11 protein-coding genes are annotated in these 11,257 nt (G+C 74.0%); 8 read left to right on the top strand and 3 right to left on the bottom strand.

The window, feature by feature from the left end; all coding sequences use genetic code 11:
- Positions 1–938: magnesium/cobalt transporter CorA (gene corA, locus ACSNOB_RS06050; RefSeq protein ID WP_436685630.1), on the top strand; the 938-nt coding region annotated here is incomplete at its 5' end.
- A 77-nt stretch (positions 939–1,015) separates the two neighbouring features.
- On the opposite strand, the gene ACSNOB_RS06045 is transcribed toward corA, so the two are convergent.
- Positions 1,016–1,828 (bottom strand): hypothetical protein, encoded by an 813-nt coding sequence (locus tag ACSNOB_RS06045; protein ID WP_436685629.1) that lies wholly within the window; start codon positions 1,826–1,828, stop codon positions 1,016–1,018.
- Between the two features lie 84 nt (positions 1,829–1,912).
- Between ACSNOB_RS06045 and ACSNOB_RS06040 the strand changes: the two genes are divergently transcribed.
- Entirely contained in the window at positions 1,913–2,443 is a 531-nt protein-coding gene (locus ACSNOB_RS06040) for a peptidylprolyl isomerase (RefSeq protein WP_436685628.1), read from the top strand.
- Positions 2,444–2,537: 94 nt separating this feature from the next.
- Positions 2,538–3,452, top strand: a complete 915-nt coding sequence (locus ACSNOB_RS06035) for a rhomboid family intramembrane serine protease (RefSeq protein ID WP_436685627.1) — start codon at positions 2,538–2,540, stop codon at positions 3,450–3,452.
- An 8-nt stretch (positions 3,453–3,460) separates the two neighbouring features.
- On the opposite strand, the gene ACSNOB_RS06030 is transcribed toward ACSNOB_RS06035, so the two are convergent.
- Positions 3,461–3,892: a PH domain-containing protein gene (locus tag ACSNOB_RS06030; protein ID WP_436685626.1), complete on the bottom strand. Its 432-nt coding sequence runs from the start codon at positions 3,890–3,892 to the stop codon at positions 3,461–3,463.
- Positions 3,893–3,980: 88 nt separating this feature from the next.
- On the opposite strand from ACSNOB_RS06030, the gene ACSNOB_RS06025 reads away from it, so the two are divergent.
- A complete protein-coding gene (locus tag ACSNOB_RS06025; protein ID WP_436685625.1) occupies positions 3,981–5,153 on the top strand; it encodes a thiolase family protein in 1,173 nt (390 codons plus the stop codon).
- A 25-nt stretch (positions 5,154–5,178) separates the two neighbouring features.
- Here the strand turns inward: ACSNOB_RS06025 and ACSNOB_RS06020 are convergent, their stop codons facing one another.
- Entirely contained in the window at positions 5,179–5,832 is a 654-nt protein-coding gene (locus ACSNOB_RS06020) for a class I SAM-dependent methyltransferase (protein WP_436685624.1), read from the bottom strand.
- A gap of 144 nt (positions 5,833–5,976) precedes the next feature.
- On the opposite strand from ACSNOB_RS06020, the gene ACSNOB_RS06015 reads away from it, so the two are divergent.
- The 4 genes from ACSNOB_RS06015 to ACSNOB_RS06000 all read left to right on the top strand — a co-directional run bounded on the left by ACSNOB_RS06015 (position 5,977) and on the right by ACSNOB_RS06000 (position 11,210).
- Positions 5,977–6,978 carry a phosphotransferase gene (locus tag ACSNOB_RS06015; RefSeq protein WP_436685623.1) on the top strand — a complete coding sequence of 334 codons (1,002 nt, stop codon included), beginning with the start codon at positions 5,977–5,979 and terminating at the stop codon, positions 6,976–6,978.
- Positions 6,979–7,164: 186 nt separating this feature from the next.
- Positions 7,165–8,763 carry a glycoside hydrolase domain-containing protein gene (locus ACSNOB_RS06010; RefSeq protein ID WP_436685622.1) on the top strand — a complete coding sequence of 533 codons (1,599 nt, stop codon included), beginning with the start codon at positions 7,165–7,167 and terminating at the stop codon, positions 8,761–8,763.
- Between the two features lie 194 nt (positions 8,764–8,957).
- Positions 8,958–10,568, top strand: a complete 1,611-nt coding sequence (locus ACSNOB_RS06005) for a glycoside hydrolase domain-containing protein (protein WP_436685621.1) — start codon at positions 8,958–8,960, stop codon at positions 10,566–10,568.
- A 129-nt stretch (positions 10,569–10,697) separates the two neighbouring features.
- A complete protein-coding gene (locus tag ACSNOB_RS06000) occupies positions 10,698–11,210 on the top strand; it encodes a hypothetical protein (RefSeq protein WP_393108543.1) in 513 nt (170 codons plus the stop codon).
- The last annotated feature ends 47 nt before the right edge of the window (positions 11,211–11,257 follow it).

The raw sequence follows: 11,257 nt of genomic DNA, 5'->3' as shown, positions 1-11,257 counted from the left end.
GGTACGCCGAGGCGCTCGACGCCGCCCGCCGCGAGGAGAACGGCTTCGTCTGGCTCGGCCTGCACGAGCCGGAACTGGACGAGATGACCGCCATCGCCGCCACCTACGGCCTGCACGAGCTGGCGGTCGAGGACGCGGTCAAGGCGCAGCAGCGCCCCAAGCTGGAGCAGTTCGGCGAGGTCAGCTTCCTGGTGCTGCGCACCGCGCGCTACTGCGAGCACGACGAGCTGACCGAGAACTCCGAGGTCGTCGAGACCGGCCAGGTGATGCTCTTCATCGGCCCGAACTTCCTGATCAGCGTGCGGCACGGGGACGCCTGCCGGCTGGCCCCGGTCCGGGCCGACCTGGAGACGAAGCAGGACCTGCTGCTCCACGGGCCGTGGGCGGTGGCGTACGCGGTCACCGACCGGGTGGTGGACATCTACCTGGAGGTCGCCGACCGGCTGGAGGACGACCTGGACACGCTGGAGACCGAGGTGTTCGACCGCCAGTCCAGCGGCCGCATCCAGCGGATCTACCAGATGAAGCGGGAGCTGGTGGAGTTCAAGCGGGCGGTGGCGCCGCTGCAGCGGCCACTGATGACGCTCACCGCGCAGATGAACCGCGACGTGCCCAAGGAGATCCGCCGCTACTTCCGGGACGTGCAGGACCACCTCAGCCGCACGGTCGAGCAGGTCAACTCCTACGACGACCTGCTCAACTCCATCCTCCAGGCGCGGCTGGCCCAGGTCACGGTCGACCAGAACAACGACATGCGCAAGATCGCCGCGTGGGCGGCCATCGCCGCCGTCTGGACCGCCATCGCGGGCATCTACGGGATGAACTTCGACGTCATGCCGGAGCTGCGGATGACGTACGGCTATCCGGTCGTGCTCGCCCTCATGCTCGCGATCTCGCTCGCCCTCTACCGCTGGTTCCGCCGCAACGGCTGGCTCTGACCGCCGCCCCCGGGCACGCGGAAGCGCCGGCGGCGCGGGTGACCCGCTTCGCCGGCGCTTTCCGGGGACCTCGGGCGTCAGCGACGCCCGTTGGTCTTGGCGCCCTTGCCCAGTGCCTCGGTGAGGTCGTCCGCCGGGCGGCCCGACACGTCCTTCGCGCCCTCGGCCACCGACGGGACCTTGTCCGTCGCGTGGATCGTCGGCTGCTTGCCGGGGGTGGTGGTGGAGGCGCTGTCGCCGCCGGCCACCGCCGAGCTGCCGGCGCCGGTCGGCCCGCCGGCCACGCCCGAGCCGCTCGACAGCGTCGAGGCGTCGGTCACCGGGGTCCGGATCTCCATGGTCTCCACCTCGTCGCGCATCGGCTCCAGCGTCCGGGTCGGGTCGTACTCGGCCCACTCCTGCTGCTCGCGGCGGCGACGCATCGCCATCGCGGCGACGCCGGCCACCGCGCCGGCCGCGAGGAGACCGGTCATCACGGACCCGCCGCGCCGGGAGTTCTTCTTCCGGGAAGCCTTCATGTTCTTCGCCTTGACCTTCCTGGTGACCGCGGCCCGCTTGGCTGCGGCGGCCTTCTTGTTGGTGACCGCCTTGCCCGCCGCCTCGGCCTGGGCCTTGCGGACGGCCAGGGCCAGCGGCGCGAGCGCGGCGACCGTGGACGCGAAGCCGCTGGACGCGCGGTCGCGCACCAGGACGGCCGTCGGCGCGACGGCGCCCCGGGCCGCCTGGACCCGCGGGGCGACGGTGGCGCCGGCACCCTTCGCGGCGTACGTCGCGGCCTGCCTCAGGTGACCGAGGCCCTGGTTCAGCTCCACCTTGGCCAGCTGCCCCTGGGTCTTACGCCGCCCGATTCCAAACACGGTCCCACCTCCTGGGAGTTGTTCCTTCGTCATCCTCCACCTTCGGATGCCTCCGCACTGCCAGATCGGGCACATGGGAGGATCCGCATGGAACTGACCAACGAGTGAGGAGTACCCGTGGCCGAGGCTGTCTACGCCACCTTGCACACCAACGCTGGCCCGATCCGGCTGGAGCTCTTCCCCAACCACGCGCCGAAGACCGTCAAGAACTTCGTCGACCTGGCCGAGGGCAACCGCGAATACACCGACCCGCGCACGGGTCAGCCGGGCAGCGGGCCGTACTACGACGGCACCATCTCGCACCGGGTGATCAGCGGCTTCATGATCCAGATGGGTGACCCGACGGGCACCGGCCGCGGCGGCCCGGGTTACAAGTTCGCCGACGAGTTCCACCCGGAGCTGCGCTTCGACCGGCCGTACCTGCTGGCGATGGCGAACGCCGGGCCGGGCACCAACGGCTCGCAGTTCTTCATCACCGTCTCGCCGACGCCGCACCTGAACAACCGGCACACCATCTTCGGTCAGGTGGCCGACGAGCAGTCCGCGAAGGTGGTGGACTCGATCGCCAACACCCCGACCGGCCCGAACGACCGGCCGCTGCAGGACGTGGTGATCGAGCGGGTCGAGATCGAGCGCACCGCTGCCTGAGGCGCCCGCGAGGTACCTTTGCCCACATGACTGAGCGCTCCGAGGGCCGGGACCGGTGGATGGGCCGCGTGGCCCGCGTCGGCGGGCGGGCGCGGTGAGCGAGTCGCCGCCCACCGCGCCGGTCTGCTTCCGGCACCCCGGCCGGGAGACGTACGTCCGGTGCACCCGCTGCGACCGGCCGATCTGCCCGGACTGCATGCGGGAGGCGTCGGTCGGGTTCCAGTGCCCGGAGTGCGTGGCGGAGGGACGTCGTAGCGTACGGCCGGCGCGCACCGCCTTCGGTGGCGGTGCCGCCGGCCGGCACGGCTACGTCACCAAGGCGCTGATCGCGCTGAACGTGCTGCTGATGCTGCTCTCCATCGCGTCCGACCGGGGCGGGGACGCGGCGGTCGGCGGCTCCGGCTTCGGCGGCCTGATGGGCGGCAGCACCCCGCTGACCGACTGGGGCGCGGTGCTCGGCGGCGCGCTCTTCCCCGACGGCACGGTCGGCGGCATCGCCGAGGGCGAGTGGTACCGCCTGGTCACCGCGATGTTCCTGCACTACGGCGTGGTCCACCTGCTGCTGAACATGTGGGCGCTGTGGGTGCTGGGCCGGTCGCTGGAGGCCAGCCTCGGGCCGCTGCGTTTCGCGGCGCTCTACCTCGTCGCCGGGCTGGGCGGGAACGTCGCCGCCTACCTGTTCAGCGCGCAGAACCAGCTCACCGCCGGCGCGTCCACGTCGATCTTCGGCCTCTTCGCCGCGCTGGTGGTCATCGAACGCAAGCTGGGGCGGGACATCTCCCAGGTGCTCCCCGTCCTGGTGATCAACCTGGTCTTCACGTTCACCGTGCCCGGCATCTCGATCCCCGGCCACCTCGGCGGGCTGGTGGTCGGCGGGCTGATGGCGCTGGTGTTCGCGTACGCCCCGCGGTCCCGGCGGACGCTGGTGCAGCTCGCCGGCGGCGCGGTGATCCTGGCGGCGCTGCTCGGCCTGGCCCTGGTCCGCACCGCGGCGATCCTCGGCGGCTGACCGCCCGCTCAGTGCGGGCGGGCCTCGCGCACAACCTCGGCCACGTCGGCGGGGTCCGCGCCGAGGTCGAGGCGGCCGAACAGGTGCAGCGACTCCCCCGCGTCGATCTCCAGCACCTCGCTGGTCAGACCCAGCCGGGCGCGGCGGTCCACGGCGACCCGCTCGACGACCGACCAGGGCAGCCGGCGGTACCCCGCGAAGCCCCGGACGACGGTGATCCCCTCCGGGTCGACCGCCAACCGGACCGGCGCCACCAGGTCGCGCGCGGCCCAGCCGGCCAGCGTGGCGGCGGCGACCACCGCCAGCCCCAACTGGATCGGGTCGCCCTCGTCGAGGAGCAGCGCGAGCGCGAGGAGCGCGACCGCGCCGGCCAGCTTGAGCGCCGGCAGGCCGGTCGGCACCCGCCACTGCCGGGCGGTGGGGGACGGGTGTGGGCGCATCCGTCCAGCATGCCAGCGCACCCGGAGGAGGACGGCGGCCCGCCGAGGACGTAGTATCGGTGGCAGCCGAAGTTACCGGGGAGTAGTCATGAGTGACGCAGTCATCGTCGGCGCGGTACGCACCCCGGTCGGGCGGCGCAAGGGCAGCCTGGCCGCCGTGCACCCGGTCGACCTCTCGGCGCACGTGCTGCGCGCCCTCGCCGAGCGCACCGGGATCGACCCCGCCCAGGTCGACGACGTGGTCTGGGGCTGCGTCTCCCAGGTGGGCGACCAGTCGTGGAACGTCGCCCGCAACGGCGTGCTGGCTGCCGGCTGGCCCGAGTCGGTGCCGGGCACCACGCTCGACCGGCAGTGCGGCTCCAGCCAGCAGGCCCTGCACTTCGCCGCCGCGACCGTGCTCTCCGGCCAGGCCGACCTGGTCGTCGCCGGCGGCGTCGAGTCGATGACCCGGGTCGCGATGGGCTCCAGCGTGGGCGGCGGATCGCCCTTCAGCGACCAGTTGCGCGACCGCTACCGGGGCGTCGAGGGCTTCGCCGAGGACGCGCCGCTGCCGTTCAACCAGGGCGTCGGGGCCGAGCTGATCGCCGCGCGCTGGCGCTTCTCCCGCGCCCAGCTCGACGAGTTCGCCCTCGCCAGCCACGAGAAGGCCGCCGTGGCGCAGGACGCCGGCGCCTTCGACGCCGAGATCGCCCCGGTCGCCCTGGCCGACGGCGGCAAGTTCGCCGCCGACGAGGGCATCCGGCGGGACACCTCGCTGGAGAAGCTCGGCGAGCTGGCCACCCCGTTCCGTCCCGACGGCGTCGTCACCGCCGGTTCCGCCTCGCAGATCTCCGACGGCGCGGCGGCGCTCGCCGTCACCACGAGCGAGTGGGCCAGCCGACACGGCCTGCGCCCGCTGGCCCGCGTCCACACCGCCGTGGTCGCCGCGGACGACCCCGTCACCATGCTCACCGCGCCCATCCCGGCCACCGCGAAGGCGCTGCGCCGCGCGGGGCTGGGCATCGAGGAGATCGGGGTGTACGAGGTGAACGAGGCGTTCGCCCCGGTCCCGCTGGCCTGGCTCGCGGAGACCGAGGCGGACGCGGAGCGACTCAACCCGCGCGGCGGGGCGATCGCCCTCGGTCACCCGCTCGGCGCGTCCGGCGCCCGGATCATGACCACCATGCTCGCCCACATGCGGGACAACAACATCCGCTACGGCCTCCAGACCATGTGCGAGGGCGGCGGCATGGCCAACGCCACCATCGTCGAGCTGCTCTGACCCCCCGCCGACCGGGAGGCGGGAGCTACTCCCCGGCGGGCCTGCGCGCCAACACGAAGCCCTGCGGGGTCTTCTCCGTGCCCTCGGGCTCCTTCACGACCGTGGCCCACAGGTCGAACCCGGCCTCGCGCAGCAGCGCGGCCACCTCGTCCGGCCGCTGCCGGTACCAGTCGGCGCAGATCGGTTTGCCGAAGGCCTCGTCGAGGTGCAGGCGATCGTCGCCGACCTGGAAGGCGAGCATGAGCTGCCCGCCCGGCGCGAGCACCCGGTGGAACTCGGCGAGGACCTCCGGCCGCCGGTCCCACGGCACGTGGATGATCGAGTAGTAGGCGAGCAGCCCGCCGAGGGAGGCGTCCGGCAGGTCCAGCGCGAGCATCGAGCCCACCTCGAACCGCAGCTGCGGGTACGTCTCCCGGGCCAGCGCGACCATCCCGGGCGACAGGTCGACGCCAAACGCGTCCAGCCCCAGTCGGTGCAGCAGGATCGTGATCCGGCCGGGCCCGCAGCCGACGTCGGCGACGGGACCGTTGCCGCCGGCCTGCACCGCCTCGGCGAAGGCGGCCAGCAGCGCCCGGTCGAGGGGCCTGCCGTCCATGTCCGTACGGAGCCACTCGGTGTAGTCGGCGGCCATGGTGTCGTAGGAGTCGCGGGTGGCGGCGAGGAACGAGGCGTCCGGCATGGCGGTGAAGGCTAGCCGTTCCCGCCGACGGCGGCGACGAGCATCGCCCGGACCGGCCGGGGCGCGTCGATCGCCGCCGGCCACGGGGTGCGCCGGGCGATAAGGTGTCGCCCCGGCGCCGGCGGCGGGGCTACATTCCGCGGCGTGACCACTGCCGCCACGCCTTCCGCCGACTGGACCGACCCGCACTGGCGGGACACCGCCCTCAGCTGGGTCGGCGACCGGCTCGGCCGGCACGGCCGGCGGGTCGTCGGGCCGGTCGAGCCCCGGGTCCGGCCGTGGTCCCTGGTCTGGCGGGTGCCCACCGACGCCGGGGACGCCTGGTTCAAGGCGAACAACCCGGGCACCCGACACGAGGCGGCGCTGCTGGACGCGCTGGCCCGGCTCGCCCCGGGGCGGGTGCTCGACCCGATCGCGGTCGACGCCGGGCGCGGCTGGTCGCTGCTGCCCGACGGGGGCCGCTCGCTGCGCGACGCGGTGGGCGGCGACCGCGGCCTGCTGGTCCGCTGGGAGCGGGTCCTGCCGGAGTACGCCGACCTCCAGCGCACGGTCACGCCCCGCGTCGGCGAACTACTCGCGATCGGCGTGCCCGACCACCGGCCGGAGGCGCTGCCGGAGCTGTTCGAGGCGCTGCTGGATGACGAGGAGTCGCTGCTGCTGGGGACGGAGGACGGGCTCGACGTCGAGGCGTACGGGCGGTTGCGCGCGCATCGGACCGAGTTCGCCGAGCAGTGCCGGCGGCTGGCCGACTCGGGCGTCGCGCCCAGCGTCCAGCACGACGACCTGCACGACGGCAACGTCTTCGTCGGCGACGACGGGCACCGGTTCTTCGACTGGGGCGACGCCTCGGTCGCCCACCCGTTCGGCACCCTGCTGGTGACGCTGAACTCGGTCGCGCACGCCTTCGACCTGCCCGCCGGAGATCCGGCGCTGGCGCGGCTGCGCGACGCGTACCTGGAGCCGTGGTCGGACCGGCACGACCGGGCGACGCTGCGGGAGGCGGCCCGGCTGGCGGTCCGCGTCACCCGGGTGAGCCGGTCGCTCTCCTGGCGCCGGGCCCTGACCACGCCGGACCCGGCCCGGGCGCGGTACGCGTCCGCGGTGCCCGGCTGGCTGACGGAACTCTTCGAGCCCGACCCGGTCTGAGCCCCCGGTCGGAGCGCGTCGGCGCCCGCCCCGAGGGCCGTCCGCGACACTCCCGGCCCGCCCGGAACCGGCCACGACCTCGACAGGAGCCGTCGACTGTGGTCAGAATCAGCGGGCCGGCGCAGCGCGAGGGACGGGCAGCGTCCGCCCGCCGGCGGTCCGACCCACGGGACAGATCGGGGAAACGTGAAATCCACACTCTCGTCGGCGGGGCTGCGCCGTGCCGCGCGCCGGACCCTGGCCGGCACCGCCGCCACCATCCTCGGCGCCGGCCTCGCGCTGACGGCCGTCACCGGCCCGGCCCACGCCGCCGTCGCGCCGCAGCCCGGCACCTACACCGGCCTGGGCTTCGACGCCTGCACCGCGCCGACCAGCGCGCAGATGCAGGCGTGGCGGGCCCACTCGCCATACCGGGCGGTCGTCATCTACTTCGGTGGCGTCAGCCGCGGCTGCGAGCAGCCCGCGCTCACCGCCGAGTGGGTGGCCGCCCAGACGGCGGCGGGCTGGCACCTCGTTCCGATGTACGTCGGCCTCCAGGCCCCCTGCCTGGCGACCAGCCGGCCGCGCATCGACCCGGCCCAGGCGGCGGCGCAGGGTCGCGCCGAGGCCGATGACGCCGTGGCGCGGGCGGTGGAACTCGGCCTGCCCCGGGAGAGCGTCCTCTTCTACGACATGGAGGACTACGACGGCGGCGACGCGGCCTGCACCAGCGCGGTCCTCACGTTCATGAGCGCGTGGACCGCCCGGCTGCACGACCAGGGCTACCTCTCCGGCTTCTACAGCAGCATGGCGCGCGGCGTCGCCGATCAGGTCGCCGCCTACGACACGCCCGGCTACGTCCGCCCGGACTACCTCGACTTCGCCCGCTGGGACGACGTGGCGACGGTCTCCGACCCGGGCATCCCCGCCGGCCACTGGGCGCCGAAGCGGCGGATCAAGCAGCACGTGGGCCCGCACGACGAGACGTGGGGCGGGGTCACCATCAACATCGACGGCGACTACCTCGACGTCGCCCCGCTGCCGGCCACCCGGTTCGGCGACTTCACCGGCAACGGCTGGTCGGACCTCGGCTACCGCGACCCGGCCACCGGCCAGGTGCACGTCTACGGCGGCAACGGCACCGCCCTCAGCGGCCGGGTGACGCTCGGCGCCGGCTGGAACGGCATGGACGTGATCGTCCGGGCCGGCAACTTCGACCGGGCCGGCGGCGAGGACGTCATCGCCCGCGAGAAGGCGACGGGCTACCTGTGGCTCTACCCGGGCACGGGGTCGGGAATCAGCGGCCGGATCAGGCTGGGCGCGGGCTGGAACAGCGTCCGGGAGATCACCCCGATCGGCGACTACAACCGCGACGGCTACCAGGACCTGCTGGCGGTGCAGAGCTCCACCGGCGCGCTCTACCTCTACCCCGGCACGGGTGGCGGGGCGTTCCCCAGCCGCGTGCTGCTCGGCTCCGGCTGGAACTCGGTGGACGAGCTGAACGCCGGCGGTGACTTCAACAACGACGGCTACCCGGACGTGGTCGCGCGGGAGAAGAGCACCGGCTACCTGTTCCTCTACCCGGGCCGGGCCGGCGCGCCCAACACCCGTACCCAGGTCGGCTCCGGTTGGAACACCATGCGCGACCTCGTCCAGCTCGGCGACTTCGACCGGGACGGCCGGCCCGACATGGTCGCCGTGCAGCAGTCCAGCGGCTACGTCTACCTGTACCGCTGGCTCGGCGCCGGCTGGGCGTCGCCCCTCCGCATCGGCACCGGGTTCGGCGCCATGACGCCGCTGCTCTGAGCGGCCCTGGCCGGGCCCGCCCGCCGTGGGGCGGACCCGGCCGTCGTCGCCGTGGGGTCGGGTGGTCGCCGGCCGGCCCGGGTGGGGGTATCGACAACGGACGGACGTCCCGGCAGAATCGGCGCGCCGGTGTCGAGTCGGAGACGCGTCCGCGCCCGCCCGCCGGCCATCCACGAAACGGGGATCGGGGACTCGTGACGCGCCATTCCGCTCCGCCCGCCGGGCTGCGCCGTACCGCCCGGCGGGCCCTCGCCGCGACGGCGGCCGCGGTGCTCGCCGCCGGTGCCGCCCTGACCGGCGCCGCCGGCCCCGCGCAGGCCGCCGGCTACACCGGGCCGCACCCCGGCGCCTTCACCGGCCTGGGCTTCGACACCTGCACGGCACCGTCGAGCGCCGCGATGAAGGCGTGGCTGGCCTCGCCGTACCGGGCGGTGGGCATCTACATCGGTGGGAACGGCCGGGCCTGCGCACAGCCGAACCTGACCCGGGAGTGGGTGGCCACCCAGGCGGCGGCGGGCTGGCGCTTCTTCCCCCTCTACGTCGGGCCGCAGGCGCCCTGCCGCAGCACCAGCAAGCCGCGCATCGACCCGGCGCAGGCCGCCGCGCAGGGCCGGGCCGCCGCCGACGACGCCGCGGCGCGGGCGCGCGACCTGGGGCTGCCCCGGGAGAGCACGGTCTTCTACAACATGGAGAAGTACCCGGCCGGAGACGCAACCTGCACGGCGGCGGTGCAGACCTTCACCCACGCCTGGACGATCCGGCTGCACGACCACGGCTACTTCTCCGGCTTCTACACCGACGTGGCCTCCGGTGGCCTGGCGGACCAGGTCTCCGCGTACGAGCGGGTCGGCCACGGCAGGCCGGACTACCTGGACTTCGCCCGGTGGGACGGCGTGCAGACCGTGACGGACGAGGCGCTGCCCGAGTCGTACTGGATGCCGAAGCAGCGGATGAAGCAGTACCGGGGCGACCACCACGAGACGTGGGGCGGGGTGACCATCAACGTCGACAGCAACCACCTCGACGTCGCCCCGCTGCCCGCCGCCGGGTTCGGCGACTTCACCGGCAACGGCTGGGCGGACCTGGGCTACCGCGAGCCGGCCACCGGCCGGCTGTACGTCTACGGCGGCAACGGCGTCACCCTGAGCGGTCGACTCTCGCTCGGCGCGGGCTGGAACGGGATGGACGCGATCGTCCGCGCGGGCAACTTCGACCGGGCGGGCGGCGAGGACCTGCTGGCCCGGGAGAAGTCGACCGGCTACCTGTGGTTCTACCCGGCCAACGGCTCCGGCGTGACCACCCGGGTGAAGGTCGGCAGCGGGTGGAACGGCATGCGCGAGATCACGCCCGTCGGGGACTGGAATCGCGACGGCTACCAGGACCTCGCGGCGGTGCAGACCTCCACCGGCGTGCTCTGGCTCTATCCGGGCAGGGGCACCGGCTTCGGCAGCCGGGTCGCGCTCGGCGGCGCCGGCTGGAACGCACTGGACGAGCTGAACGGCGGCGCCGACTTCACCGGCGACGGACGCCTCGACCTGCTCGCCCGGGACAAGGCCACGGGCCGCCTCCACGTCCACCCGGGTGGCCCGGACGGGCTCCTCGGCACCCGGCTCGACGCGGGTGCCGGCTGGGGCGGGATGCGGGACCTGGTCCAGCTCGGCGACTTCGACCGGAACGGCCGGCCCGAGCTGATCGCGGTGCAGCAGTCGACCGGCAACGTGCTGCGGTACCGGTGGAACGGCGGCGGATGGCTCACCCCCGCCCGGCTGGGCAGCGGGTTCGGGGCGATGCAGCCGCTGCTCTGAGCCGCCCGACCGGGCCCGTCGCGCGGGGCGGGCCCGGAAGTCGGACAGGCGGTGCGACGCGCGTGCGTGGAAGTTCTGCAATTTGCACGTGGCCCACGTCACTCCAGGTCGCCCCTCGTTGGGCAGGGCATGGACGTCTTCTCCCGAACGTTCCTCCCCGCCGCCGCCGAGGCCGGGCTCGCGGTGCAGACCGCCAGTCGGCACATGCCGGTCTTCCGCCGCTGCGTCGGTTCCGGCGACGCCACCATCCTGGTCACCCGGTGCAGCCGGCCCGACCGCCCGGTGGCCGGCGAGTACCTCCTCCTGCTGACCCACCGGCGGCTGGTCGTCACCCAGCAGACCCGGGTCCTGCACCGGCTGCGCCTGCACCTCAACACCGAGCTGCGGGAACTCAGCAACGTCACCTGGAGTCCCGACCCGCGCCTGCACTCGGTCGAACTGGCCGCCACCGCGATCGACGGGATCCGCGAGCGGTTCCTCATCCGCACCCGGCACCCGAAGCAGGTGTGGCAGCTCGACGCGCTGCTCAACCACGCCTTCCGAACCCGGCTGCGGACGCCGCGGGAGCGGATCGTCGCCACCATCGGCGAGGTGCCGGCGGTCGCGCGCCCCGCCGCGTTCCGTCCCGCCGTGGTGCGCTGACCGCCTTCTTACCGAACCCGAACATCCGCTGACCCGCCCCGCGCCGC

Origin of the sequence: Micromonospora sp. URMC 106, assembly GCF_051386395.1 — a bacterium.
Classification (GTDB): domain Bacteria; phylum Actinomycetota; class Actinomycetes; order Mycobacteriales; family Micromonosporaceae; genus Micromonospora.
This window is presented reverse-complemented; position numbering and strand designations above follow the sequence as displayed.

What these genes read in the sequence shown, in the direction of transcription:
- ACSNOB_RS06045 (WP_436685629.1), bottom strand. Translation starts at nt 1,828, where the DNA reads ATGACGAAGGAACAACTCCCAGGAGGTGGGACCGTGTTTGGAATCGGG.
- ACSNOB_RS06030 (WP_436685626.1), bottom strand. Translation starts at nt 3,892, where the DNA reads ATGCGCCCACACCCGTCCCCCACCGCCCGGCAGTGGCGGGTGCCGACC.
- ACSNOB_RS06025 (WP_436685625.1), top strand. Translation starts at nt 3,981, where the DNA reads ATGAGTGACGCAGTCATCGTCGGCGCGGTACGCACCCCGGTCGGGCGG.
- ACSNOB_RS06020 (WP_436685624.1), bottom strand. Translation starts at nt 5,832, where the DNA reads ATGCCGGACGCCTCGTTCCTCGCCGCCACCCGCGACTCCTACGACACC.
- ACSNOB_RS06000 (WP_393108543.1), top strand. Translation starts at nt 10,698, where the DNA reads ATGGACGTCTTCTCCCGAACGTTCCTCCCCGCCGCCGCCGAGGCCGGG.